25 protein-coding genes are annotated in these 26221 nt (G+C 69.9%); 19 read left to right on the top strand and 6 right to left on the bottom strand.

From position 1 onward, the window contains the following. Positions 1-13 precede the first annotated feature (13 nt). Positions 14-1942, bottom strand: a complete 1929-nt coding sequence (locus tag KLP28_02050) for an AAA family ATPase (GenBank protein QWC85584.1) — start codon at positions 1940-1942, stop codon at positions 14-16. Between the two features lie 375 nt (positions 1943-2317). Between KLP28_02050 and KLP28_02045 the strand changes: the two genes are divergently transcribed. Next, positions 2318-3235: an ATP-binding protein gene (locus tag KLP28_02045; protein ID QWC85583.1), complete on the top strand. Its 918-nt coding sequence runs from the start codon at positions 2318-2320 to the stop codon at positions 3233-3235. Between the two features lie 108 nt (positions 3236-3343). Here the strand turns inward: KLP28_02045 and KLP28_02040 are convergent, their stop codons facing one another. Then, positions 3344-4717: an IS1380 family transposase gene (locus tag KLP28_02040; protein QWC85582.1), complete on the bottom strand. Its 1374-nt coding sequence runs from the start codon at positions 4715-4717 to the stop codon at positions 3344-3346. Positions 4718-4955: 238 nt separating this feature from the next. On the opposite strand from KLP28_02040, the gene KLP28_02035 reads away from it, so the two are divergent. Then, on the top strand, positions 4956-5774 hold the full coding sequence (locus KLP28_02035; GenBank protein ID QWC85581.1) for a hypothetical protein: 819 nt from the start codon (positions 4956-4958) through the stop codon (positions 5772-5774). A 269-nt stretch (positions 5775-6043) separates the two neighbouring features. Here KLP28_02035 and KLP28_02030 read toward each other — a convergent pair whose 3' ends face one another. Then, on the bottom strand, positions 6044-6859 hold the full coding sequence (locus tag KLP28_02030; GenBank protein ID QWC85580.1) for an aldehyde dehydrogenase family protein: 816 nt from the start codon (positions 6857-6859) through the stop codon (positions 6044-6046). Here KLP28_02030 and KLP28_02025 point away from each other — a divergent pair. Next, on the top strand, positions 6785-7660 hold the full coding sequence (locus tag KLP28_02025) for a hypothetical protein (GenBank protein ID QWC85579.1): 876 nt from the start codon (positions 6785-6787) through the stop codon (positions 7658-7660). The genes KLP28_02030 and KLP28_02025 overlap by 75 nt on opposite strands. A 225-nt stretch (positions 7661-7885) precedes the next feature. On the opposite strand, the gene KLP28_02020 is transcribed toward KLP28_02025, so the two are convergent. Both KLP28_02020 and KLP28_02015 read right to left on the bottom strand, forming a co-directional pair. Continuing rightward, the gene (locus tag KLP28_02020; protein ID QWC85578.1) at positions 7886-9427 is read right to left on the bottom strand and encodes an aldehyde dehydrogenase family protein; all 1542 of its coding nucleotides are present in this window, start codon (positions 9425-9427) and stop codon (positions 7886-7888) included. Further along, positions 9424-10527: a saccharopine dehydrogenase NADP-binding domain-containing protein gene (locus tag KLP28_02015; GenBank protein ID QWC85577.1), complete on the bottom strand. Its 1104-nt coding sequence runs from the start codon at positions 10525-10527 to the stop codon at positions 9424-9426. Before KLP28_02015 ends, KLP28_02020 begins: the two co-directional genes overlap by 4 nt. Before the next feature lie 252 nt (positions 10528-10779). On the opposite strand from KLP28_02015, the gene priA reads away from it, so the two are divergent. Both priA and hisF read left to right on the top strand, forming a co-directional pair. Then, positions 10780-11631: a bifunctional 1-(5-phosphoribosyl)-5-((5-phosphoribosylamino)methylideneamino)imidazole-4-carboxamide isomerase/phosphoribosylanthranilate isomerase PriA gene (gene priA, locus KLP28_02010; GenBank protein ID QWC85576.1), complete on the top strand. Its 852-nt coding sequence runs from the start codon at positions 10780-10782 to the stop codon at positions 11629-11631. Beyond that, on the top strand, positions 11628-12407 hold the full coding sequence (gene hisF / locus KLP28_02005; protein ID QWC85575.1) for an imidazole glycerol phosphate synthase subunit HisF: 780 nt from the start codon (positions 11628-11630) through the stop codon (positions 12405-12407). The genes priA and hisF overlap by 4 nt, the downstream gene beginning before the upstream one ends. Positions 12408-12637: 230 nt before the next feature. Here the strand turns inward: hisF and KLP28_02000 are convergent, their stop codons facing one another. Further along, entirely contained in the window at positions 12638-13273 is a 636-nt protein-coding gene (locus KLP28_02000; GenBank protein ID QWC85574.1) for a TIGR03085 family protein, read from the bottom strand. A 199-nt stretch (positions 13274-13472) separates the two neighbouring features. Between KLP28_02000 and KLP28_01995 the strand changes: the two genes are divergently transcribed. The 14 genes from KLP28_01995 to KLP28_01930 all read left to right on the top strand — a co-directional run bounded on the left by KLP28_01995 (position 13473) and on the right by KLP28_01930 (position 26142). Next, complete coding sequence (locus tag KLP28_01995) at positions 13473-15278, top strand: ABC transporter ATP-binding protein/permease (protein ID QWC86736.1); 1806 nt, start codon at positions 13473-13475, stop codon at positions 15276-15278. 14 nt (positions 15279-15292) lie between these two features. Next, positions 15293-17128: an ABC transporter ATP-binding protein/permease gene (locus KLP28_01990; GenBank protein ID QWC86735.1), complete on the top strand. Its 1836-nt coding sequence runs from the start codon at positions 15293-15295 to the stop codon at positions 17126-17128. Between the two features lie 147 nt (positions 17129-17275). Beyond that, positions 17276-18160, top strand: coding sequence for a DUF559 domain-containing protein (locus tag KLP28_01985; GenBank protein ID QWC85573.1), 885 nt, complete (start codon positions 17276-17278; stop codon positions 18158-18160). 80 nt (positions 18161-18240) lie between these two features. After that, positions 18241-18762 (top strand): hypothetical protein, encoded by a 522-nt coding sequence (locus KLP28_01980; protein ID QWC85572.1) that lies wholly within the window; start codon positions 18241-18243, stop codon positions 18760-18762. Between the two features lie 118 nt (positions 18763-18880). Then, positions 18881-19270, top strand: coding sequence for a phosphoribosyl-AMP cyclohydrolase (gene hisI, locus KLP28_01975; protein ID QWC85571.1), 390 nt, complete (start codon positions 18881-18883; stop codon positions 19268-19270). Continuing rightward, on the top strand, positions 19267-19914 hold the full coding sequence (locus KLP28_01970; GenBank protein ID QWC85570.1) for a Trp biosynthesis-associated membrane protein: 648 nt from the start codon (positions 19267-19269) through the stop codon (positions 19912-19914). The genes hisI and KLP28_01970 overlap by 4 nt, the downstream gene beginning before the upstream one ends. 115 nt (positions 19915-20029) lie before the next feature. Beyond that, on the top strand, positions 20030-20245 hold the full coding sequence (locus tag KLP28_01965) for a hypothetical protein (protein QWC85569.1): 216 nt from the start codon (positions 20030-20032) through the stop codon (positions 20243-20245). Positions 20246-20310: 65 nt separating this feature from the next. Beyond that, on the top strand, positions 20311-20697 hold the full coding sequence (locus tag KLP28_01960; GenBank protein QWC85568.1) for a DUF2752 domain-containing protein: 387 nt from the start codon (positions 20311-20313) through the stop codon (positions 20695-20697). Between the two features lie 118 nt (positions 20698-20815). Continuing rightward, positions 20816-21655: an indole-3-glycerol phosphate synthase TrpC gene (gene trpC / locus KLP28_01955; protein ID QWC85567.1), complete on the top strand. Its 840-nt coding sequence runs from the start codon at positions 20816-20818 to the stop codon at positions 21653-21655. Beyond that, positions 21652-22917 carry a tryptophan synthase subunit beta gene (gene trpB, locus KLP28_01950; protein QWC85566.1) on the top strand — a complete coding sequence of 422 codons (1266 nt, stop codon included), beginning with the start codon at positions 21652-21654 and terminating at the stop codon, positions 22915-22917. Before trpC ends, trpB begins: the two co-directional genes overlap by 4 nt. Further along, complete coding sequence (locus tag KLP28_01945) at positions 22914-23708, top strand: tryptophan synthase subunit alpha (GenBank protein ID QWC85565.1); 795 nt, start codon at positions 22914-22916, stop codon at positions 23706-23708. Before trpB ends, KLP28_01945 begins: the two co-directional genes overlap by 4 nt. Then, a complete protein-coding gene (locus tag KLP28_01940; GenBank protein ID QWC85564.1) occupies positions 23701-24366 on the top strand; it encodes an SCO family protein in 666 nt (221 codons plus the stop codon). Before KLP28_01945 ends, KLP28_01940 begins: the two co-directional genes overlap by 8 nt. After that, positions 24363-25304: a prolipoprotein diacylglyceryl transferase gene (lgt, locus tag KLP28_01935; protein ID QWC85563.1), complete on the top strand. Its 942-nt coding sequence runs from the start codon at positions 24363-24365 to the stop codon at positions 25302-25304. Before KLP28_01940 ends, lgt begins: the two co-directional genes overlap by 4 nt. A gap of 160 nt (positions 25305-25464) precedes the next feature. Then, positions 25465-26142 carry a VIT1/CCC1 transporter family protein gene (locus KLP28_01930; protein QWC86734.1) on the top strand — a complete coding sequence of 226 codons (678 nt, stop codon included), beginning with the start codon at positions 25465-25467 and terminating at the stop codon, positions 26140-26142. Positions 26143-26221: the final 79 nt, after the last annotated feature.

The raw sequence follows: 26221 nt of genomic DNA, 5'->3' as shown, positions 1-26221 counted from the left end.
CTCTCTTCCATCCTCAGCCGAGCTGTGCGTTGACCCGGTCGAACAATTCGCTGGCCGATTGCAGCGTCGAGTCGTTCAACCTTGGCAGCATCTTCACCTGCTCACGCAGGAAGTACGCCGATGGCTTGTAGTGGTTGAGACGACCTTCGGCGATGCCGGTCTCTTTGAAGTGCTTCTCGACACGGCCAACGATGCGACCGTGCTTAGCCGTCAGGTCACCTACTTTGATCTTTGTCTTGTAGGCGCCGTTGATTAGTTCGAGGTAGAACGACGGCGTGAACAGATCCTCGACGTCGGCGTCTGGCTGCCCGGTGATCTCGCTGATGAGAATGAGCGACTTCTTCCCCAGATAGCCGTTTGCCTGCAGGCCCGCGACGCGGGCCCTATCCTTGCTGTTCGCGTCCATGACGACAACGGTGTTCAACTGGCTGCTGCCGAGCAGGCTTACGAAGGTGGATACCTTGTCAGCGCCACCAACCGGCGTGATCGTCCAGCGATCGTCCAGCGTCGTCTTCCCGGCCGCCTCGCAGGCCTGGGACAGCAACTGAAGGTAGAGCATGTCGCTCGGTCCCTCCACCAGTAGGCAGTCGGGGCCAACGAATAGCGTCTGAGCGAGGTCGTAGCCAAGGGCACCCTGAAGCGGGAACACGGTCTCGCGGTCGGTCTGGAAGACCTCCGAGGTGACCTTGGTGCCCTCGTTGTCGACATCGGTTACCGTCCGCACCCGGCCGATGCGTCGCGGGTCGATAAGAAACGGGGAGTGGGTGGTGTAGATGACCTGATGCCCCTGCTCATCGGCGAGCCGCTCTTCGATGAAGCGAAGAAAGTCTCCCTGGGCCGTGGCGTGCAAATTCAGGCCTGGCTCGTCGAGCAGGATGATCGTGGCTCGGTTTTCATCAACTTCAATGTCGGAAAAGTACGCGAAGAAGGAGAAAAACCAAACAAAGCCGCGCGAGCGCTCGTCGAACGGGACGGTGACTCGGTGTCGTGGGTTGCGAATGCGGACGTGAACCACTGGTCCGGCGTTAAGAGGCGGCTCGTCCTTCGGGTCCGAGCCTGCAACATCGATGACGACCTCAAGACCCTGGTTCTGGGACCAATACCGCATCACGTCGTCGGTGATCCCGTTGGCGGCGCCTTCGAGTTCGCGGATCAAGGCCTCGTAGTCGGTGTTTTCCAGGTCGTCTAGTTCGGCCTGCACCGTTGAGAGCAGTGCCAGGAAGGTCTCCTCGGACGGGTCGAGGGCGTCGGCGGCCATGCGAGCCTTCAGGTGCGGAAGGGAAACCTTGCCCTTCATGACGTTGTAGTCGTCGAAGTAGAAAAACCGGGGCAGCCAAGGTGAGAGGTATGTGTCGACCAGGTGTAGGCCGAACCGCAGCTCACGCCAGTCCTTGGTCTCGTCGATCAACTCAGTGACCGTGGAGTGCGGCTCCGGTACCTCCTTCAGAGCAGTCAGGAGTGACTTGAAGTCCTTCGACGCGCCGACGGTCTTCGCGGCCGCGGAGGGCAGTTCCAGGCCCTTGATCCGATGCGCGACAGCCGCGGCTTCGTTGTATCCCGAGATGTAGTTCGTCGTGCTGCCGTACCCCTTCTTCACGATGATCTCGTCGTTGTCGAGGACGTCGTTTCCGAAGTCGCGCTTGAGGGTCGCGACCTCGTCGTCGTCGAGACGAAAGGTCGCCGTCAGGACCGGAGCCGGTCCGCTCTTGTCCTTACTCCGCTTGTAGGCGGAGTAGTGGCGGCTCGGATAATCCATTACCTCGTCATAGGTTCTCTTGCCCTGGACCGGATTCAGTGGATTGAGGAGGTGGAGGGCCTGAAGCACCGCCGTCTTGCCCGACTCGTTCTTGCCGACGAGGCAGGTGACATCATCCTCGAAGAAAATCTCTCCGGAGTCCTCCACGCTGCGGTAGTTCTGGACACGCGCCTTGATTAGCCGCACGACTTTCCCCGTTCCGGCAAGTCTCGCTCGTCGAGATCCGCCTAGGTCTCGTTCTGGCCAGCACCGTACCCCCGGCAACCGACACCAGCCCGGAGTCGGGCCACCTGCCGTTCTCCCAGGCTGCAACGCAACCAGCCGCCCGACTGACTGACCCGAAGATCCCTAACAGCGGTGGAGCCGATTAGAACGGCCGAGGCCGTACGCCCACCACAAGGGCCCGAACAGGATTCGAGCCCGCATCTTGGTCGGGGTCAACGAACGGTGCCGCCGCATTCCTTCGGCACTCCGCCGCCGGAGAGGTATGCGCGCGTACCACCCGCTCAAGAGCGAGACCGGCAGGGCACTGGTGCCGCAAGGTCGTGATAAGGGTGGGGGATGCGCCTTCAGTCTGTAACCACCACGAATGTAGGCGGCTTGGTGGATGGCGTGACGGAGATTCCGTTGGAGTCTTTTGTCGCGCTGGCCGGCGGCAATGGCACCGGGAAAAGCAAACTCCTCGCGTGCATGCTGGGCCCGTGGTCCGGGTTCATCCCCACGGCTCGGGCTGGAGTCGAGGCTCGTGTGGACATCGCGTTGCAGTTCAACGAGCGTGAACAACTTGCCTTACGCGATCTTAGCGAGGCGCGAGGCTGGGGTGCAGTGGAGGTGCCGGAGGCTGCGACGATCTCCTTCACACAGCACCCGACAGCAGGAATGCGTAGAGCGAGCACCCCGAGACTCGCGGTGCTCGATCACGCTTTTTCACTGGGTGACTTTATTCAGACCCAGCCGAGTCTGAACGTTGTCTATCTGCCGGCCGAGCGGCGTCTGCTGCCGGCTGGTTCTAGCGCAATCGACTTAGCGCAGCTCAGTGAGTTGATGGCGTTCCAGAAGACCGCCGAGCCACTCAACGCTTTGCATGACTATGGCAGGTTGGATGATCAGGAATTTGAAAGCTTTGCTCGGGCTCTATGTGTTGCTGCCTCGCTTCCAAACGAGCCGGGCGAGGACGGCGAGGCGATGAGGGCGCGCGCGGACTGGGAGGGCTTCCTGCAGACCGTGAACGAGATGATCGCGCCGAAGGAACTGTTGCCGCTTACTCGACAGAATCCGGAGCAACTGCGCATACGTATTCCCGCGGGCAGTGTGCACGACGTCCAAGAACTGTCCAGCGGGGAGCGGCAGGCGCTCATCATCATCAGTCGAGTACTTCGTGCGGGAGCAGGTCACTCGCTGGTTCTTATCGACGAACCTGACGCCTACCTCCACCCTCAACTGAGCCCGGATCCACCACCGTTGATTTGTGGTCGGTGATTCCGGTGGAGCCTTCGCGTCGCTTGGTCTCGGGGCGTGGCTGATCTGCCGGTCGGTGCCGGCTTTTCCACTTCGAGGTCCTCGGTCGCGCCGTCTCTGGCTGGGTGGTCAGGTCGTGACAAGGGCTGGTGGCCCGGACGCGGTCGACCACAACAGTTTCCAGCGCGATGCCCACGGCCAGTGGGTGGGAAGGTGCAGGACGAGGCGCCGGCCGGTGGTCGCGATCCGGCCGGGGATGTTGATGATCCGGGTGCGCAGGGTTGCCCAGCGGGCGGTGCGCATCGAGGCAGCGACCGCGGTAGCGCGGGCGATGTTGAACGCGATCACGGCATGGGAGACCCAGGCGGCGTTGGCCGCGTACTTCCCCGACGGCAGGTGCGCGAGCGGACCATCCTTGAGCTCGGCGATGACCTGCTCGACCAGCGCGTGGTCACGATGACGTTGATCAGCCTCGACGGTCGAAAGTGTGCTGTTGGTGATGAAGGCGTGGTGGCGGTAGGTCGCGAACAGCTCGCCCTGCTCGGTCCCGTCCGATGCCAGGGGCTGGAGTCGCTTGACCCGGCGCACGACCAGACGACACCGGACGTGCTCGCGCTTGCGGCGGCCGGTGAACGCCACGAAGGGAACTTCGGCGACCTCGGCGTCGCTGACCCAGCGTTGCTCGTCCTCGTCGTAGACCGCGTTGGGGTACTCGATCGGCTTCCAGGCACCTGCGTCGATGCTGGTGATCGCCGCGGTCACGCTCGGCGTCATCCGCGCGGTCACCGAGAACCACGTCTTGTGCCGCAGGGCGGTGCCGACGAACGCGTGCCCGTAGTAGGCGGAGTCCGCACGCGCCAGGATCCGACCGGTCACGCCAGCGGCGCGGGCGGTCGTGATCACCTGGGCCAACAACCTGCCGGCGCCCCTCGCGGAAGCGGTGTTGCCCTTGCGGAGCCGGGCGCGGGCGATGACTGGTGCTGCGGTCGGAGTCGAGATCGCCGCCAGCTGGACGTTGAGACCGCGCTGGCCGGTGTACCCGAACGCCGCTCCCTGCTTGGCGTAGCCGTGGACCTCGCGGACGGTGTCGTCGACATCAACGAACGCAATCCCGTCCGCGTCCGAACCGGCGAGCAGGCCGGGCACCCGGGTCGCGAGTCCGGCCAGCAGCCCGGCGTTGATCTTGTCGAGCTGCTGCACGTGCCCGTGGGTGAACGAGCGCAGGAACGTGCCCAGCGTCGACGGTGCCCGGACCCCGGCGAACAGTCGGCCCATCCCACCGTGGCGCAACAGGTCGAGGTCATCGATGGAATCCGCACCGGCGAGCATCCCGCCGACCACCGACGCGGTCTTCGCAGCAGCGTTCGGCGAGGCCACCGTCAGGTCGTCGAGAAGGTCGTAGAGCCCGGCCGACTCGGCCAGCCGCAGCGCCGGGACCAGACCGGCTGCCGACACCAGGTTCGGGTCATCGAACACAGGCCGGATCGTGTGAGAAGGTTTCACTTACGAGGTGCCCCTCTTGAGTGGTTCGGATCGGACGTCGCAATCCAGATCCTCCCTGCTCAGGAGGGCATTCTCGTTCTACGCCACGCTCACGCCACCACTCGACATCGGTGGATCAGGGCTGAGTCATCGACTCGTCCGGGCGTTGGAGAAGGGCGTCGGCAGTGCTGGTCAGTTGATCGTTGCAACGCACAGCCCGGCAATTCTGGACGCACTTCCTCCATCCTCCATCGTTCGCATGAGCCACGAATCGGCACCGCGGCTCATCGCAGATGAGGCCGAGCGGCTTGAGCTCTATCGATCGGCCGGTTTTCGAGTCAGCGCACTCACTCAGGCTGATCTTCTCGTCGTCGTCGAGGGGAAGAACGACTCGCCGCTCCTAAAACTTCAGTTCTCGGAACTCGGCCGTGCATCGGTCAACAGCGCCGGCGGGCGATCGCGCGTTCTGAGGGAAGTTGAACAACTCGCCCCGTATGAACTCCCCATCATCGGCGCGGTAGACAGAGACATCGACGCCCCCCCGCCGGCAGGGTCTATCGCCGACCGCATCACGGTGTGGCCCACCGGAGATGTCGAGGGCGTCTACCTCTCTGATGACGTTGCCTTGCAAGTGATGATCGACAAAGGCCTCATCAAGGCGGAGTTCGCGCACGTTCGACAGCTGCGTGGTCTCTTGAACCAGCTAGTGGCGGGTCAAAGGGACAACGTGGTTGCTGAGATGGCGCAGCGCTGGCTTCGACAGCAAATGGCATGGGAGTGGCCAAGCCCGAAGGGGAGCGAACCGATTGATCGCCTCATGAGCGCAGTGGACACGATGCAAACGCTGACAAGATCGGATGCCGAGCGGGCCGTTAGGCGTGCAGAGGCGACCTGGGAGGGCTTGGACGAAGCCGAACTCTGGAGCGTGGTCCGCGCGAAGGCGATCACCAATCAGTTCGCCAGCCAGGCGTCGCACATGCGCTCGGGCCAAGCTCTCCTAGAGGCAGTGGCTCGAGAGCAACCTCAGCTCGACGGTTTCGCCGAGTTCGCAGCCAAGCTGTCCACCGCTCTCGCGTGATTGCGGGGCCCCGTCGCAATACAGAACTGTCGGGCCGCCTGGGTTCGGCCTCGATTGTCGAAGGGAGTGGTCCGTGGGGGAATCTGACATGGGGCCCTGAGCCAGAGTTGGCTGACTTGTGCGCGGCCGATTGGCGCTAGATCGCGCTGATCAGATGTCGCAGTGGATGGAACTGCCAGCGCGCGCACGCGGCTGATTTGCGCAAAGCCGCAATCAGCCCGTCCAGGGACGATCGACAGAAAAAATCCTCGTTGTGCCGGTCGCGGACCTCAGCCAAACGACACCCCCTGCGTCAACGGCAGCTCCGTCGAGTAGTTCACCGTGTTCGTCGCCCGCCGCATGTAGTTCTTCCACGCGTCCGACCCCGACTCTCGGCCGCCGCCGGTCTCCTTCTCACCACCGAACGCGCCACCGATCTCGGCGCCCGAGGGGCCGATGTTGACGTTCGCGATGCCGCAGTCCGATCCGGTCGCGGAGACGAACCGCTCCGCCTCGCGTACATCGAGGGTGAAGATCGAGCTCGACAGTCCCTGCGGCACGTCGTTGTGCAGCGCGATCGCCTCGTCGAGCGTCTCGTAGGTCATGACGTACAGCAGCGGCGCGAACGTCTCCTCGCGCACCACGTCGGTCTGTCCCGGCATCCGCACGATCGCCGGCTTCACGTAGCAGCCGCCCTCGACCGCGCCGTCCTTCGCGGCAGCACGCGAGCCGCCGACGATCAGCTCGCCACCGTCAGCCTGCGCTCGCGCGATCGCCTTCTCGTACGCCTCGCCGGCTGCGTCGTCGACCAGCGGACCGACCAGCGTCCCGTCCTCCAGCGGCGACCCGATCGGCAGCGTCCGGTACGCCGCCGCCAGCTTCTCGACCAGTTCGTCGGCGATCGAGGAGTGCGCGATCACACGGCGCAGCGACGTACACCGCTGCCCGGCCGTGCCCACCGCGGAGAACACGATGCCGCGGGTCCATCGCCGCAAGGCTTCATCGGAGCGCCGGCTGCGAAGATCGCAGCCATGGGGACGGAGATCACGCTGAGTCTCAACGACATCGACATTGACTACGGCAAGAACAGGTACTGGAAAAGCCACTACTGGCTGTTTCCACCCGGAAGCGAAGCGAACGTACCGACCGAGTACGTGAGCGGAGTCCGGCTCCGGCCCGGGTACGAGGCGTCGCTGGCCGACGTCCATTTCCGCCTCTGTCACCTCGGATGCTCGCATGTGGAGACCAGAGCCAAGTTCGAGACCTATGTGCACCGCTGGCAACGCACCGACGACGATCTGCAGATCACCTACGACGAGTTCCACGAGACGATGACTGGCATTAGGTTCGCAACGCTAACTTCCGAGGATCTGAAGCCATACACCTGGGATTTCAGAGACTTCGTCATCGATCGGCTCACAACGACGCAGCGCGATAAGTACATGCTCGAGGACTTTATCTACGGCCTGGACTTCCTCATCACCCTCCGCACGCTGTGCGACCGGCCAGACAACCTGCAACTGCCGGTGAGATGGCAGCCCCAAGACCTTATCGAGAGTGGATGGGTGACGCTTGAGGACCTCAAGGACATCGATCGACAGATGTATATCACCAATCACACGTTGCTGTGCGGACGTATCCAAGACCAGGTCGGCATCAACGGACTCAGAGCTTTCGACGACTGGTTGCACGCGCAAGGTCTGCCAAAAGGGACGACGTACACGCGGTCACACCCCGGCAGCAGTCCAATCCACGAGACCCTCACGCTCCCCGTCGCTGTTCGCCACAAGATCCATCACCCCGAGAACACTCACAACTCTCTCGCGGACGAAGAACTTCGAGAAAGCACCGAACTCCTCCTCGGCATCGTCAAACGACTGCCACCTCCTGGCCTTGGCCTGGCCTGACTCGGCAGACATCCGTGGACCCTTGAAGTGTCTTCATGGGGGACCGGCGAAAGCGAAACGGGCCCTCCAGTCTGCGTGAGCTCAGCGGACCCTGCTCTAGCGTCATGGCACAAGTCCCCCGCTGGTCGAGGCGAAGCCTTCGGACGAACCGCGAGCTGGTTGCGCTGACGAAAGTCATTCTGGGCGGAGTGACGCAGGAAGCCGTTCGTCAGACGCCTCGCGGCTTCACCCGAACGAAACCCCCTGCGCCAGCGGAAGCTCCGTCGAGTAGTTCACCGTGTTCGTCGCCCGCCGCATGTAGTTCTTCCACGCATCCGACCCCGACTCTCGGCCGCCGCCGGTCTCCTTCTCACCACCGAACGCGCCACCGATCTCGGCGCCCGAGGGGCCGATGTTGACATTCGCGATGCCGCAGTCCGACCCGGTCGCGGAGACGAACCGCTCCGTCTCGCGTACATCGAGCGTGAAGATCGAGGACGACAGTCCCTGGGGCACGTCGTTGTGCAGCGCGATCGCCTCGTCGAGCGTCTCGTAGGTCATCACGTACAGCAGCGGCGCGAACGTCTCCTCGCGCACCACGTCGGTCTGCCCCGGCATCCGCACGATCGCCGGCTTCACGTAGCAGCCGCCCTCGACCGCGCCGTCCTTCGCGGCAGCACGCGAGCCGCCGACGATCAAGTCGCCGCCATCGGCCTGCGCTCGCGCGATCGCCTTCTCGTACGCCTCGCCGGCTGCGTCGTCGACCAGCGGACCGACCAGCGTCCCGTCCTCCAGCGGCGACCCGATCGGCAGCGTCCGGTACGCCGCCGCCAGCTTCTCGGTCAGTTCGTCGGCGATCGAGGAGTGCGCGATCACGCGGCGCAACGACGTACACCGCTGCCCGGCCGTGCCCACTGCGGAGAACACGATGCCGCGCACCGTCAGGTCCAAGTCCGCCGACGGCGCCACGACGGCCGCGTTGTTGCCGCCCAGCTCCAGCAACGTCCGCCCCAGCCGCGCCGCGACCCGGGGAGCGACCTGCTTGCCCATGCGCGTCGACCCGGTCGCCGACACCAGCGGCACGCGTACGTCATCCGCCAGCGCCTCGCCGACCTCACGACCGCCGACGATCACCTGGAGCAGATCCGCCGGCGCGCCGACCTTCTCCGCCGCGCGACGGAACAGCGCCTGGCAGCCCAGCGCGGTGAGCAGCGTCTTCTCTGACGGCTTCCACACCACCGCGTCGCCGCAGACGAACGCGAGCGCCGCGTTCCACGACCACACCGCTACGGGGAAGTTGAACGCGCTGATCACGCCGATCACCCCCAACGGGTGCCACTGCTCCATCATGCGGTGGCCCGGCCGCTCCGAGGCGATCGTCAGCCCGTGCAGCTGACGCGAAAGGCCGACCGCGAGGTCGCAGATGTCGACCATCTCCTGCACCTCGCCGAGGCCCTCGGAGCGGATCTTGCCCGCCTCGATGCTCACCAGCGTGCCGAGATCGTCCTTGTGCTCGCGCAGCAGCTCGCCGAGCTCGCGCACCAGTGCGCCCCTCGCAGGAGCAGGCACCGAGCGCCAGGTCTCGTACGCCGCGTGCGCCGCCCCGATAGCCGCGTCGACGTCGTCGGCGGTGTGCGACCGCACAAGGCCCATTGTCGTCCCGTCGATGGGGGAGCGGCACTCCAGGTGGCCGCCAGCTGAGCCATCAGCGGCGTCGGTGAACGGGTCGCCGGCACCGAGACGCTCCAGCGCCTCACGTGCGATCTGAGCAACAGAAGCAGTGGTCATCGGGCGACCTCCTCGGCCTTGACGAACAGCGCACCTGCGCTGGTGGCGAACAGGTCGGCCAGCCCGATCTGCTCCTGACGGATGAATCCCTCACCGGGCAGCACACCACGGCTGACCAGCTCCACGACAGCCACGGCCGACGCGGCGGTCGTCCACGAAATCGCCCGCCACTCCGTCGCGCCGATCATCTGCGGGGGATAGGCCCGCACGTGGTTCTCGCGGAACGGCTGACCCGCGCGTACGCCCTCGACGGACGCGTGGATGTAGACCACGTCGTCGTTCACCGGCGGCTTCGCGTCGACCAGGATTTGTCCGACGAGCTCGGGCTTCTCGGCGAGGTTCAGCTCGTCGAAGAGGAAGTGCATCTGCTCGAAGTGCCCGGGGTAGCGCAGCGTCTTGTAGTCCAGCCGCCGCACCCGCCCCTCGTACGTCTCGCAGAGCGTCCCGAGCCCGCCGGAGGTGAGCGCCGCCTCGAGCTCGAGCCCGCCGATGACGACGCGCTCCTTCTCGGTGAGTGCCGGGACCATCTGGCGCCGGCCGCTGCGCAGCACCTCACAGTCCTTCAGGTACTCGTTCACGACGCCCTCGGCCGACCAGTTGAACGCGTACCCCAGCAGCCCCGTCGGGTTCTGCGGCAACGCGCCGACCTTCAGCTCGATGGAGCGGATCTCGTCGAAGTGGCCCGCCAGATCCGCCCCGATCATGCCGATCAGACCCGGCGCGAGACCGCACTGGGGCGCGAAGACCACCCCCGGCGTCGAGTCGGCGAGCTCGCGCACCCGGGAGGTGGTGGCGACGTCCTCGGTGAGGTCGAAGTAGTGCGTACGACTGACCGCGGCCGCCTCCGCAATGGCCCGGTTCCACGCCACCGGCAGGCATGCAACGACGGCATCGACCTTCGCGAGCGCGCCCTCGAGGGCGGCGGTGTCGGCGACGTCGAGCGCGGCGGTCTCCAGTGACCGGCCGTCGTCGGTGGCGAGGCGGCGTACGTCCCGGTCCAGGCCGAGCACCTCGAAGCCGGCGTCGGCGAGGAGGCGGGCGACGAGCTCCCCGACCTTGCCGAGACCGATGACGGCCACTGATGAGATGACGGGTTGCATGCGTGCCTCCTCCACGAGCGCCGGATCGGCGTCGATGGTGCGTACGCCGGCCGCGGGTGTGCGGCCGACGTCGGGTGGTGGTGCGGTGGGGCGTACGGATGGTCGCCCTGAGCCGCACCCTAGGGGTGGGCCAGGTCACGTCGCCAGTCGACGCACGGGGCGTACGCGCCGGTCTCGACCGGCCTGCGGGACGGCCGTCCAGCATGAACGCGGCGCCCGGGCCGAGCTGGGTGCGGTGCATCCGCCGCACTGATGCGTGCCGCGGTCGACCCGCCCCGCGTACGCCCCCCGGCTCTCGGCGAGAATGACCCCGTGAGCCAGACATCTGCCGACTCCTACCTCGAGCTCCTCCCCGCCGTCGACATCGCCGGGGGCCGCGCCGTGCAGCTCGTGCAGGGCGTCGCCGGCTCCGAGAAGCACTTCGGCGACCCCGTCGAGGCCGCGCTGGCCTGGCAGGAGGCCGGGGCGGAGTGGATCCACCTCGTCGACCTCGACGCCGCCTTCGGACGCGGTTCTAACGCCGAGCTGCAGGCGAAGATCGTCGGCACCCTCGACATCGACGTGGAGATGAGCGGCGGCATCCGCGACGACGCCTCGCTGAAGGCCGCGATGGACGCAGGCTGCCGTCGCGTCAACATCGGCACCGCCGCGCTCGAGCAGCCCGAGTGGTGCGCCAAGGCGATCGCGACCTACGGCGACCGCGTCGCGGTCGGCCTCGACGTGCGCGGCCGTACGCTCGCCGCCCGCGGCTGGACCCGCGACGGCGGCGACCTGTACGAGACCCTCGCCCGCCTCGACTCCGAGGGCTGCGCCCGCTACGTCGTCACCGACGTGAACAAGGACGGCATGCTCCAGGGCCCCAACCTGCAGCTGCTGCGCGACGTGTGCGCCGAGACCGCCGCGCCGGTGATCGCGTCCGGCGGCATCACCGAGCTGGCCGATCTCGAGGCGCTCATGGGGCTGGTGGACGCGGGCCCCAGCAGCACCGGCGGCGTCGAGGGAGCGATCATCGGCACCGCGCTGTACGAGAAGCGCTTCGAGCTCACCGAGGCGCTCACCCTGACCCGCGGCGACCGGGCGCCCCGACGCAAGGGCGAGAAGTGACCCTCGCCGTCCGCGTCATCCCCTGCCTCGACGTTGACGCCGGCCGGGTGGTCAAGGGCGTGAACTTCCAGGGTCTGCGTGACGCCGGCGACCCGGTCGAGCTGGCGCGGCTCTACGACGCGCAGGGTGCGGACGAGCTGACGTTCCTCGACATCTCCGCCTCCGCCGAGGGGCGCGGCACCACGGAGGAGATCGTCGCCGCGACCGCGGAGCAGGTCTTCATCCCGCTGACCGTCGGCGGAGGGATCCGCTCGGTCGCCGACGTCGACCGCATGCTGCGCGCCGGGGCCGACAAGGTCGGGGTCAACACCGCCGCGATCACCCGGCCCGAGCTCGTGGCCGAGATCGCGGACCGCTTCGGCAACCAGGTGCTGGTGCTCAGCGTCGACGCGCGGCGTACGGGTCAGGTCGAGGGGTCCGCCCCGACCGACTCCGGCTTCGAGGTCACCACCCACGGCGGACGACGCGGCACCGGCATCGACGCCGTCGAATGGGCCGCGCGAGCCGCGCGCCTGGGAGCGGGGGAGATCCTGCTGAACTCCATGGACGCCGACGGCACCAAGGACGGCTTCGACCTCGAGCTGCTCGGCCTCGTCCGCGCCGCCGTCACGATTCCCGTCATCGCCTCCGGCGGAGCAGGCGCGGTCGAGCACTTCGCCCCGGCCGTCGAGGCCGGCGCCGACGCGGTGCTGGCGGCGTCGGTGTTCCACTTCGGCGAGATGACGGTCGGCGACGTCAAGGAGTCGCTGCGTACGCACGGCCACCCCGTGCGCTGACCCGACGCATCCGCCCGCCGCATGTAACCCCATGTTGTGGTCGCTCCGGGCGCCGCCGGCGCCCGTCGGAGCAACCACAACACCGTCGGAGTGCAGGCTGCTCGATTCCCACCCATCGGTCGGCGCGCGAAAACCCGGCGATCGCTCCCATCATCTTCGACGGTGCTGTGGTCGCTCCGCGCGCCGCCGGCGCCCATCGGAGCGACCAGAACATGGAGTTACATGCGCGGTCAGAGACCGAAGTCGGTCGCCCTGAGGGCAGCGACGTCCTCGGGAGTCCCCTCGAGCTCGACGCGCGACTGCTCCGTACGCCCGTAGAGGAACATCGCCACCTCGCTCGGCGGGCCCGTCATCACGACCGACGGCTCACCGCCGCGCAACCGGGAGGTCGACTCGCGGTCCGTGCGCTGCACGATGATGCCGACCGGGGCGCGCCGGGTCAGCAGACGCGAGATCAGCGAGAGGGGCAACCAGATCGCCTGCTCCTCCTCCTCACTCAGGTCGCGGGGCTCCCAGCCGGGCTGGGCGCGGCGTACGTCCTCGTGGTGCACGAAGAACTCGAGGGTGTTCACCGCGAGGTCGAAGGGACGCCACCCCATCGGCGAGTACCCGGGCGGCCCCTGGCGCACCTTGTCGACGAGGTCCTCGAAGTCGTTGCGCGCACGGCTGCGCTCGGCGCGGTGCGTCAGGCCCTCCAGCGCCGGCACGAACATGCCCGGCAGCCCGGTCAGGTCGCGCTCGCGGACCAGCAGGTGCACGACGAGATCCTTGACGGTCCAGTCCCCGCACAGCGTCGGAGCATCGCCGCCCGCGGCGAGAGCGGTCTCGCACAGCAGGTCGCGCTCGGAGCGGGCCAGGATCGTCACGGCGGCAACACTAGGTGCGTACGCGCCGACGAGCCGCCTCTGCACGGCCAATGGTGACCAACCGCACGGGCGTTGAACGAACGCTCAGTTACGTTCCGTCAGCCGCCCACCCCGCGCCGCCCCCGTGCTTGTCACCGTCAAGCACGATGGACCGGTGAGCCACCACCAGTCCCGCCCCGCAACAGCCCAGACGGCGAGACTGCGTGACGGGCTGCGCGTGCTCGGCATCGGCATCCGCCGCGAGCCGCGCGTCTTCACGATCGCCGTGGTCGGGTCCGCCCTCTTCGGCGCGCTGACAGTGGCCGACGCCTGGGTGCTCGGGTACGCCACCGAGAACGCACTGACCCCCTCCCTGCGCGAGGGGGAGATCCAGACGAGCGCGCTGCTCGTCGCGTGCGCCCTCTTCATGGGCGTGGCGCTCGTCCGCGCGGTCGGCATCGTCGTACGCCGTCTCGCCGCCGGCATCATGCAGCTGCGGATGGAGGCGCACGACCGCAAGGCCGTGACCCGGCAGTACCTCGCCCTGCCCATGAGCTGGCACCACCGCCACCCCACCGGTCGGCTGCTCTCCAACGCCAACTCCGACGTCGAGGCCGCCTGGACCCCCATCGCCCCGCTGCCCATGGCCGTCGGCGTGCTGGTGATGATGGTCGTCGCGATCGGCCAGATGCTGCTGACCGACCTCGTGCTCGCCCTCGTGGGCCTGGCCGTCTTCCCGGCCGTCATCGCCACCAACCTCGTCTACCAGCGCTACGCCTCCCCGCTCCAGCGCGACGCCCAGCGTCTGCGTGGTCGTGTCGCCGAGGTCGCCCACGAGTCATTCGACGGGGCGCTGGTCGTCAAGACGCTCGGCCGCGAGGCCGAGGAGACCGCCCGCTTCGCCGAGCAGACCTCGGCCCTGCGCGACGCCCTGGTCAGGGCCGGGCGCGTGCAGGCCGTCTTCGACCCCGTGATGGAGCAGCTGCCGAACCTCGGCGTGCTCTTCACCCTCGGCATCGGCGCCCTGCGCGTGCAGTCCGGTGACGCGAACGTCGCGGACGTCGTGACGGTGGCGTACCTGCTGGTCATGGTCGGCTTCCCGATCCGCGCCATCGGCTGGCTGCTCGGCAGCTTCCCGCGCAGCGTCGTCGGGCACGAACGGGTCTCGCGCGTGCTCGCCGAGCGCGAGGACATGGGGCACGGCGTCGGACGTCTCGCCGACCGCGGCGCCTCCGGCCACGGCATCCGCGTCGAGGTCGACGCCCTGACCTACCGCTACCCCGACGCGTCCCCGGACGCCGACCCCGTGCTCGGCGACCTGTCCTTCGACGTCGAGCCCGGGCGTACGGTCGCGCTCGTCGGCGCCACCGCGTCCGGCAAGTCCACGTTGACGACGCTGCTCACCCGGCTGGTCGACCCGACCGGCGGGGAGATCCGCTACGACGGCGTCCCCCTCCCGGCCCTCGCCCGCGGCGCGCTCGCCGAGCAGGTCGCCGTGGTGCCGCAGACCGCGTTCCTCTTCGACGGCACCGTGCGCTTCAACGTCGCCCTCGACGCCGAGCACGAGCTCAGCGACGAGGAGATCTGGGACGCTCTGCGCGCGGCCCAGGCCGACGGCTTCGTCGCCGCCCTCCCGCGCGGCCTCGACACCGCGTTGGGCGAGCGGGGCACCAGCCTCTCCGGCGGCCAGCGGCAGCGCCTGGCACTGGCCCGGGCACTCGTACGCCACCCCCGGCTGCTCGTGCTCGACGACGCCACCTCCGCGGTCGACCCGGAGGTCGAGCAACGCATCCTCGCCGCCATCCGGGGTCGCGAGGGCGGCGCGACGCTCGTGCTCGTCGCCTACCGGCTGGCCACCATCGCGCTCGCCGACGAGGTCGTGCACCTCGACGGGGGCCGCGTGGTCGACCGGGGGACGCACGCCGAGCTGCTGGCCCGCGACGCCGCGTACGCCGACCTCGTCACCGCGTACGCCGAGGACGCCCCCGAGGCTCTCGACCCCGAGGCCCCGGAGGTCGTGCGATGAGCGGCGCGCGTGCCATGCCCGCCGACAGCAGCGAGGTCGACGGCCTGACCAGCCACGAGCACACCGGCGCGATGGAGGTGCTGCGTCGCGGACGCGAGATCTCCCCGCAGCTCACCGAGGGCATCCGCTGGACGCTGGTCGCCGCGGTCGTGGCCTCCCTGGGCAGGGTCGTCGTGCCGGTCGCGGTGCAGCAGACGATCGACCGTGGGCTCGGCGGGGCGGAGTCGGCCACCGCGAGCCTCGACGTGTCGTTCCTCGTGCTGATGGCGGTGCTCGCGACGCTCGCGATCGGGGTGACCGGGTACGCCTCGTACGTCATGACCGCGCGGCTCGTCGGCGCCGTCGAGACCGGCCTCGCGGTGCTGCGCGACAAGGCCTTCCGTCACGTGCACGACCTGCCGGTGCTCGCGCAGGACACCGAGCGGCGCGGCGCCCTGGTCTCCCGGGTGACCGGCGACGTCGACCAGATCAGCCGCTTCCTCTCTTTCTCCGGCATCCTCGCGGTCGTCTCGGTCGGGCAGATCCTGCTCGCGACCGTGGTGATGGCCGTGTACGACTGGCGGCTGACGCTGGTGGTGTGGCTGTGCTTCGCGCCGCTGTTCGCCTCGCTGCCACGGTTCCAGGCGAGGCTCGCGGCCGCGTACACCGTGGTCCGTCGCCACATGGGCACGATGCTCGCCCAGATCGCGGAACCCGTCGTCGGCGCGGCGGTCGTGCGCGCGCACGCCATCGAGGAGCACACCCAGCGGCGCATCGACACCGCCATCGACGACTACCGCGCCGCATCGATCTCGGCGCAGGCCACGACGGCGGTGACGTTCTCCCTCGGTGGGGTCGCGGCGGGCGTGGCGAACGCCGGTGTCATCGCCGCCGGTGTCGCCCTCGGGGTGCTCGGAGAGATCAGCGTCGGTGAGGTCATCGCCTTCGCGTTCCTGGTCAACCTCTTCGTCGGCCCCGTGCAGATGGGCACCCAGGTGCTCACCGACGCCCAGAACGCCCTGGCCTCGTGGCGTCGGGTCATCGGCATCCTCGACACCCCCGCCGACGTCGTCGATCCCGCGTCGACCGGGTCGGTGCGCGAGGACGCTGCGCGGGCGGACCTGCCGGCTGCGCCGGTCGACATCCACTTCGACACGGTGACCTACGCATACCCGGGCGGACCGCCCGTGCTGCGCGAGGTCGACCTGACCATCGCCGCCGGCACCCGTGTCGCCGTGGTCGGCGAGACCGGGTCCGGCAAGTCGACGCTCGCCAAGCTGCTCGTCCGCCTCATGGACCCCGACGCCGGTGCCGTGCGGCTCGGCGGCACGGACCTGCGCGACGTGCCGTTCGCGTCCCTGCGCCGGCGCGTGGTGATGGTGCCGCAGGAGGGCTTCCTCTTCGACTCCACCCTGGCGGCGAACCTGCGCTACGGCCGCACCGACGCGACCGACGACCAGCTGCTGCAGGCCGTCCACGACCTCGACCTGCAGGCGTGGCTGGACTCCCTGCCGTCCGGACTCGACTCGCGTGTCGGACAGCGCGGAGAAGCCCTGAGCGCGGGGGAGCGGCAGCTCGTCGCCCTGCTGCGTGCGCATCTCGCCGACCCGACGCTGCTCGTGCTCGACGAGGCCACCAGCGCCGTCGACCCGCGTCTGGAGGTGCGACTGGGGAGGGCGCTGGAGCGTGTCATGAGCGGCCGCACGTCGGTGACGATCGCCCACCGGCTCTCGACGGCCGAGCGTGCCGACGAGGTGGTCGTGGTCGACGCCGGACGGGTCGTGCAGCGGGGCCCGCACGCCGACCTGGTCGCCGAGGGCGGGGTCTACGGTCGCCTGCACTCCAGCTGGGTCGCCCAGCAGGCCGGCTGAGCCGCGGGCACAGGCGGGTGGACGTGCACAAGCCGCCGAGGTGATGGCTCACGAGCTCTTCGAGCTGCTCACGCACGTCCGTCGAACGGCGAGGGAGCCTGTGGATGACCGGAGTCCTCCAGGCGCGCCGTCGCGCATGCTGGGGTCGTGCATCCGTGCGAAGCAGTCCGCCTCCTCGGGGGTGTCGCATCGCGCTCGCAGCTGGAAGTGGTGTGCGACCCCTCCGACGTCCGGCGGCTGATCCGCTCTAGGGACCTGACGCGCGTGGCACGCGGACGCTACGCGACGGCGGACATCGACGAGGCAGGACTGACGGCAGGCGCCCTGCAGGGCGTGCTGTCCCACACGAGTGCGGCGCCCCGCCGCGGCTGGGAGGTGTTCCGCGCACCCGAGAAGCCGCACGTGACCGTGCGACGGAGCCGCAAGCTGACACCGGCGCAGCGGGCGTCGGCGACGGTGCACCACGTGGACCTGGCCGATGACGATGTCGTCGATGGAGTCACGAGCGTGCGGCGCACCCTGGCCGACTGCCTGCGGTTGCCGTTGGAAGAGGCAGTGGCGGTCGCCGACTCCGCTGTGCGCGCGGGTGACGTCGACGAGTTCACCGTCCAGAGGATCGCGGCCGATCTCCGCGGTCCCGGCGCGGCGACGGCACGTCGCGCCGCCTCGCTGGTGGATGCGAGGTCGGCCAATCCGTTCGAGTCGGTGCTCAAGGTGCTCGCCTCGCAGGTCGCGGGTTTGGACGTGACCCCGCAGGTGCCGATCGAGCTGCCCGGTCTGTTCGTACGGCCCGATCTCGTCGACGTGCGGCGCAGGATCGTGCTCGAGGCCGACTCCCACGCCTGGCACAGCACACGTTCCCAGCTGCGGCGTGACTGCGTTCGCTACACGCTGCTGGCAGCAGACGGGTGGCTGGTGCTCCGCTTCAGCTGGGAAGACGTCATGTTCCGCGCCGACTACGTGCGCGAGGTCCTCGCACGCGCCGTCGCTCTGTCCGACGAACGTGCACAACAGCGTCGAAGGGCTGCCTGACGTCGCGTCCGCACGGTTGTGCTCGTCGGTCTGACGCGACCGGGGCGGGTGAGGCGCGCCGACGTGGGAACAGGCCGCCCATGCCCATGCACTCCCTGGAGCTCCTCTGCGACCCCGACGGCGACGAGGTGGTGCGAGCCCAGTGGCAGGCGCTGCGCGACGCCGACCTGCCGAGTCAGCTCGACCACGCCGGGTCCTCGAACGCGCCGCACCTGACGGTGGTCGCCGCGCCGATCCTCGGCGAGGACGCCCTCGCGGTCGCGCGGGTCCGGCTCGGCAACCTGCTCCCGGTCACAGGACGCACCGGTGGCCTGGTCCTCCTGGGCGGCGACCCGGTGACGATCGCCCGGTCCGTCGAGCTCGACGACGACGCCGTACGCAAGGTGCTCGCCGTGCGCACGCACGTGCCCGACCGTCGTCACGACGGGTGGCTGCCGCACGTGAGCCTCGTACGCCGCCTGCCCCGCGAGCAGCTGGGCCGCGCGCTCGAGGTGCTGCACGACGTGGCCGCGGACGAAGTGGCGGAGCTGCGTTTCACCGCGCTGCGGCACTGGGACCCCGACGCCGAGCAGACGACCCTCCTCGCCGGCCCCGGCCTCTGACCGCGAGGGGTCACTTCCGGCGAGGGGTCACTTCCGGCGAGGGGTCACTTCCCGCGAGGGGTCACTTCTCGCGAGACGTCGATTCCCGCGGGAGGGCGCAATGGGGTGGCCTGGGACCATGGGCCTCGTGACCGACCGTGTGCCCGCGACCGACTCCGCGCTCGACCCCGCGATCGCCTCGCGCCTCAAGCGCGACGCCGACGGGCTCGTCGCCGCGATCGTGCAGGCGGTCGACACCCGCGAGGTGCTGATGCTCGGCTGGATGGACGACGAGGCCCTGCACCGCACCCTCACCACCGGGCGGGGCACCTACTGGTCTCGGTCGCGCGGGGAGTACTGGGTCAAGGGTGAGACCTCCGGGCACGCCCAGCACGTGCGCGAGGTGCGGCTGGACTGCGACGGCGACACGGTGCTGCTGCTCGTCGAGCAGGACGGCGCGGCCTGCCACACCGGCGACCGCACCTGCTTCGACGCCGACCTGCTCCTCGCGCAGGGCTCGCGGCGATGACCGACGCGACCCCCGGGACTCCCACGAGCGCCCCCGAGGCCGACCGGCGCCGACGTACGTTCGCGCCGGTCGTTCTCCTCGGCCTGGCCGGCGCCGCCCTGGCGGTGGCCGGCGCGACCCGCCCCTGGATCACCACGGCCGGTGACACCGGTGCCGACGCACCCGCCCCCCTGGACCCCACCCCGGGCGGGACGACGGTCGACCTCGTCAGCGGCACCCTCAGCGGCACCGACCTCAACCCCCTCGTCGGCGCACTCGCCCTGGTGGCCCTCGCCAGCTGGGGTGCGGTGCTGGTGCTGCGCGGGCGCGTACGCCGTGTGGTCGCGGTGCTGGGCGTGCTCGCCTCGCTCGGCGGTGTCGCGGCGTGGGCGAGCACCGAGCTCGACCCGGCCGCGCTGCAGACCGGCCCCGCCGGCGGCGGCACGACCACGGCGTGGCCGACGATCACCGCGATCGCGCTGGCCGTGACCGCCGTGGCCTTCGTGCTGGCGGTGCGCGACGCCGCCCGCTGGCCGAGCATGAGCAGCCGCTACGACACCCCCACGGGCGCGTCGGCACCGCAGCCGGCACGCGTGGATCCCTCCGACGAGGACCCCCGTGAGGTGTGGCGCGCCATCGAGGACGGGGACGACCCGACGGCGTGAGAAGTCCCTCGCCCCCCAGCGCCCCTGCAGCACCCCGGGTCCCTGCGGGCGCACCTAGACTGAGGACGAGACGTCACCACGGTCGCTCCCCGCGACCACGAGAGGAGCGCATCCCATGGCCCACCACGGCAGCAGCCCGGCCGCCTGGACCGCCGTCGTCATCGGCCTCGTCGGCGCGGTCGTCGCCGGTGTCGGATCGGTGATCCCCGACCTGATCATCACCCTCATCGGTGTCGTGATCATGGTCGCGGCCGGTCTCGTCGGCTACTTCATGGGCCGCATCGTCGAGTCGCGCTCGGCCGGCACCAGCACGAGCCGGACTGCACACTGACCCACGCGCTCCTGCCTCCGGTCACGTCGGGCGCTCCGCGTCCGACGTCCGGGCCGCGCCACCACGTGGGCGCGCCGCTGGCCGTGGCGGCAGGAGGCGTCGCCGGGCTCCTCGCCCTGCACCTGCGCGACCCCCACGCGGGAGGCGCCTGGGGCGTGTGTCCCGTGCTGCTGCTCACCGGCTTCAGCTGCCCGGGGTGCGGCGGGCTGCGCGCGGCGTACGACCTCTCCCACGGCGACGTCCTCGGCGCCGTCGCGTCGAACGCGTGGCTGACGGCGCTGCTGCCCCTGGCCCTGGTGGCCTGGGTGCGGTGGCTGTGGCGGGGCGTACGCCGCTCGCCGCGCCGGGGTCTCTCCCGCGTCGACCTGGCGCTCTGGACGGCGGTCGCGGTGAGCGGACTCGCGTTCGCGGTGGTGCGCAACACCCCGTGGGGCGCGGGTCTCGCCCCCTGACCGATCCCGCACCGCCCCCTGACCAGCCGGCCCGGACGCCGGGCTGGCGACGCGTGAGAACCTGACCGGTGGCCCCCGCGCACTTCCCGGCGGCCCGAACCAGAACCAGGAGCGATCCATGAGCGTGCTCGACGACATCATCGTCGGCGTCCGCGAGGACATGGCGACCAGGCAGGAGCGTACGAGCCTCGCCGACCTCGAGCGTGCGGTCACCGACGCCGGGACGCACGCCCCGCCGCTGCCGGTCATGGACGCCTTCCGAGCCCCCGGTGTCTCGGTCATCGCGGAAGTCAAGCGGGCCAGCCCCTCCAAGGGCGAGCTCGCCGACATCCCCGACCCCACGGTGCTGGCGGCCGCGTACGCCGCGGGCGGCGCCGACGCCATCAGCGTCCTGACCGAAGAGCGTCGCTTCCGCGGGTCGCTGGCGGACCTCGAGGCCGTCCGTGGGGCCGTGCGTACGCCGCTGCTGCGCAAGGACTTCGTGGTCAGCCGCTACCAGCTGCTCGAGGGCCGCGCCGCAGGAGCAGACCTGGCGCTATTGATCGTCGCGGCACTGGACCAGCCGACGCTGGTCGACCTGCTCGGCTTCACCCGCGAGCTCGGCATGACCGCGCTGGTCGAGGTGCACGATGCCGAGGAGCTGCGGCGGGGCCTGGACGCCGGCGCCGACCTGCTCGGCGTCAACGCCCGCAACCTCAAGACCCTCGAGGTCGACCAGCACGCCTTCGCACGGCTCGCGGGGCAGGTGCCGGACGGCGTCGTCCGCGTCGCCGAGTCCGGCATCTCCGGCCCCGAGGCCGTGGCCCGCCATGTCGACGAGGGCGCCGACGTCGTCCTGGTCGGCGAGGCGCTGGTCAAGCACGGCGACCCCCGCGACGCGGTGGGTCGTATGAAGTCCGCGGGGCGTCACGCCCCGGCCCGTCCGTCGATGAGCCACTCCCACAGCGAGGCCCGATGACCAAGGCACTGCCCGAGGACGCCGCCGAGATCCTGGCGAGCGCAGGACCCGACGACGCGGGCCACTTCGGCCGCTTCGGCGGCCGCTTCATGCCCGAGGCGCTGATGGCGGCCCTCGACGAGCTGACCGCCGCGTGGCGGGAGGCGATGGCCGACGAGGCGTTCACGACCGAGTTCCACGGCATGCTGCGCGAGTACGCCGGGGTCCCCAGCCCGCTGTACGACGCCGAGCGCCTCTCCGAGCACGCCGGCGCGCGCATCCTGCTCAAGCGCGAGGACCTGCTCCACACCGGCGCCCACAAGATCCGCAACGTGCTCGGGCAGGCGCTGCTGACCAAGCGCATGGGCAAGACCCGCATGATCGCCGAGACCGGCGCGGGCCAGCACGGCGTCGCCACCGCGACGGCCGCCGCGTACCTCGGACTGGACTGCGTGGTCTACATGGGCGAGGTCGACACCGAGCGCCAGGCGCTCAACGTGGCCCGCATGAAGCTGCTCGGGGCCGAGGTCGTGCCGGTCACCAACGGCGCCCGGACGCTCAAGGACGCCATCAACGAGGCCATCCGCGACTGGGTCGCGAGCGTGGACCACACGGCGTACTGCTTCGGCACGGCTGCCGGCCCACACCCGTTCCCCGCCATGGTCCGCGACTTCTGCCGAGGGATCGGTGACGAGGCGCGCGAGCAGGTGCTCGAGCTGACCGGTGCGCTGCCCGACGCCGTCACCGCCTGCGTCGGCGGCGGGTCCAACGCGATCGGCCTGTTCACCGCGTTCCTCGACGACCCGGGCGTACGCGTCGTCGGTGTCGAGGCCGGCGGCGACGGTGTCGACACCCCGCGTCACGCCGCGACGATCGGCGCGGGTGGCGTCGGGGTGCTGCACGGCGCCCGCACGTTCGTGCTGCAGGACGACGAGGGCCAGACCCAGGAGTCGCACTCGATCTCCGCCGGGCTGGACTACCCCGGGGTCGGACCCCAGCACGCCCACCTCTCGGCGACCGGTCGTGCGGAGTACCGCTCGGTCACCGACACCCAGGCCATGGACGCCCTGGCCGTGCTCGCCCGCACCGAGGGACTCATCTGCGCCATCGAGACCGCGCACGCGGTCGCGGGAGCGTTGCAGCTGGCGCAGGAGGCACCGGGCTCGACGATCCTGGTGAACCTGTCGGGTCGCGGCGACAAGGACATGAGCACGGTCACCGGCTGGTTCGACGAGCACGGGATGCCCGAGGCCCCGACGCGTACGGACGGGGAGGACGCGTGAGCGTCGCCGAGACCTTCGCGCGGGCCCGGTCCGAGGGACGCGCGGCGCTGGTGGGCTACCTGCCGGCGGGCTTCCCCGGCATCGAGGCCGGTCAGCGCGCCATCCGCACGATGGTCGAGCACGGGTGCGACGTCATCGAGGTGGGGCTGCCCTACTCCGACCCCGTGATGGACGGGCCCACGATCCAGGCCGCCGCGCAGACCGCGCTGGAGCACGGCACCCGCATCGCGGACGTGCTCCGCACGGTCGAGGCCGCCGCCGAGGCGGGGGCGGCGACCGTGGTGATGACCTACTGGAACCCGGTCGAGTGCTACGGCGTCGACCGGTTCGCGCAGGGGCTCGCGGACGCCGGCGGGGCCGGGTTGATCACCCCCGACCTGACGCCGGACTCCGCCGACGAGTGGGTCGAGGCCGCCGACGCGCGCGATCTCGACAAGATCTTCCTGGTCGCGCCGTCCTCGACCGACGAGCGCATCGCGATGACGACCAAGGCCTCCCGCGGGTTCGTGTACGCCACCGCCGTCATGGGCGTCACGGGCGCGCGTACGACCACCTCGGACCTGGCCGGTCCGCTGGTGGCGCGTACGAAGGCCGTCACCGACCTCCCCGTGGGGGTCGGTCTGGGCGTCTCGACCGGCGACCAGGCGGCCGAGGTCGCGGCGTACGCCGACGGCGTGATCGTCGGCTCCGCGTTCGTCCGCGCGCTGCTGGACGCGCACGAGGAGAAGGCCGGGCTGGACGCCCTGGCCCGTCTGACAGAGGAGCTCGCGGAAGGAGTCCGTCGTGGCTGATCACGGCAACCGTCCCCGTCGCGTACGCCGGGTGCTCGCCTCGGCCCTGACCGCCGGCGCCCTCGCCGCGACGGCGGCGTGCGGCGGCGCGGCCGCGGGCGACACGGCGATCGCCGACGACGGTCTGCACGGCACCGCGATCAACGGTCTCTACCAGCTGCCGCCCGAGCAGCTGACGGACACCGCGGGGCAGGCGTACGACCTGCGGGCCGACACCGACGCGCCCCTGACGCTCGTGTTCTTCGGCTACACCCAGTGCCCCGACATCTGCCAGACGACGATGGCCTTGCTGGCCGGGGCGATGACCCGTCTGGGTGAGGAGGACAGGGCCGACACCTCGATGCTCTTCGTCACCACGGACCCGGCCCGTGACACCGCCCCGGCGCTGCGCGCCTACCTCGACCGGCTCGACCCGAGCTTCGAGGGCGTCACGGGCCCGCTGCCGCGCATCGTGGCGGCCGCCGACGGCATGGGCGTGGACATCACCAAGGGCACCGAGCTGCCCTCGGGCGGCTACGAGGTCGACCACTCCACGCAGGTGTACGCAGTGGACGCCAGCGGCACGACCCGTGCGGTGTGGACCGCCGGCGGCCTCTCCTCCGCTGATGTCGCCGAGGACGTCGAGGTGCTGCTGGGCGACGTCCGGGCCGCCTCGTGACCGGTCTCCTCGCGGCGGGGTCGGCGCTGGTCCCGGCGTCGATCCCGAGCCCCGACCAGGGGGTCTGGTACCTCGGGCCGGTGCCGCTGCGCGCGTACGCGCTGTGCATCATCGCCGGCGTCGTCGCCGGTGTCGTGCTGGGTGAGAGGCGCTGGAAGGCGCGCGGCGGCGAGGCCGGGCAGATCCAGGACCTGGCGCTGTGGGCCGTCCCGTTCGGCCTGGTCGGCGGCCGGCTGTACCACGTGATCACCGACTGGCGCCTGTACTTCGGTGAGGGCCAGCAGCCGATCCGTGCCCTGTACGTGTGGGAGGGCGGCCTCGGCATCTGGGGCGCGGTCATCCTCGGCACGATCGGCACGATCATCGGCGCGCGGCGCATGGGTCTGCAGATCCGCCCGCTGGCCGACGCGCTCGCCCCGTCGCTGCTGCTCGGACAGGCGATCGGTCGGTGGGGCAACTACTTCAACTCCGAGCTCTTCGGGCGCCCGACGGACCTGCCGTGGGCGCTGGAGATCGACCCGGCGTTCCGGCCCGACGGTTACGCCGACGTCGCGACGTTCCACCCGACGTTCCTGTACGAGTCCCTGTGGGGTCTGGCGGGGGTGGCCCTGCTGTTGTTCCTCGACCGTGGGCAGCGGGTCGGCGGCGGGCGGCTGTTCGCGGCGTACGTGATGATCTACACCGCTGGCCGTGCCTGGATCGAGTACCTGCGCATCGACGACGTGCAGCTCGCCGACGTGTTCGGGCTGCGCCTGAACGTGTGGACCTCCCTGGTCTTCTTCGCCCTCGCCCTCGCGTACGTCGTCCTCACCCGACGCCGCGACCGGGCCGAGGTCGCCGAGCGGCCTCGTTCTGCAGCGAAGGAGACGAGGGAGCCTGCGACCGAGTCGACGAGCGAAGAACGAGGCTCAAAGCGAGGCGGGCCTCGGCCCAATTAGCAAAGCCTTTCCTTCGGTGAAATCGGCCTGATCCAGGCGTACTTTCACCTCCATGACGCTCGACGCCCACCCTGCTCCGACACCGGATCGTCCCGGCGCCCCGATCCGCACGGCGAAGGACGGCCGGCACGGTGCGGGCGAGGGTCACGAGCACGCTGATGTGACGGGCGGCTGGCTGCGTCCGGCCGTGTTCGGTGCGATGGACGGGCTGGTCTCGAACGCATCGCTCGTGGCGGGTGTCGCAGGCGGTGCTGCCGCGACGGCGTCGGGCACGAACCCGGTGGTGCTGGCGGGTCTTGCGGGGCTGGCGGCGGGTGCGTTCTCGATGGCGGCGGGGGAGTACACCTCGGTGGCGAGCCAGGCCGAGTCGGCGCAGCACGAGATCGACAAGGAGCGCCGGGAGATCCTGGCGCACCCCGACCACGAGACGGCCGAGCTGGCGGCGATGTACGAGGCGAAGGGGCTGGAGCCGGCGCTGGCCCGGCAGGTCGCGGAGCAGCTGCACCGCGACGTGGACCGCGCCGTGGCGGTGCACGCCCGGGAGGAGTTCGGGGTGGACGCGGAGGACCTCGCCTCACCGTGGGTCGCGGCGGGTGCGTCGTTCGTGTCGTTCGCGCTGGGCGCGGTGGTGCCGTTGCTGCCGTACTTCCTCGGCGCCACGAGCGTGCTGCCGGGCATCGCGCTGACGCTGTTGGCCCTGTTCGTGTGCGGCGCGGTGGTCACCTCGGTGACCTCGAAGCCGTGGTGGTTCGGCGGTGGGCGTCAGCTGGTGCTGGGTGCCGCCGCGACGGCCCTGACGTACGCCGTGGGCTCGGCCGTCGGCGCCGGGATCGGGTGATCCTCGCCCCACCGCCGCCCGGTGGGCTGCCCCGTCGGGGCATGTAAACTCAGGGCCACGCAGGCCAACGTCGTCCTGC

This window comes from Nocardioidaceae bacterium (assembly GCA_018672315.1).
GTDB lineage: Bacteria > Actinomycetota > Actinomycetes > Propionibacteriales > Nocardioidaceae > TYQ2.
This window is presented reverse-complemented; position numbering and strand designations above follow the sequence as displayed.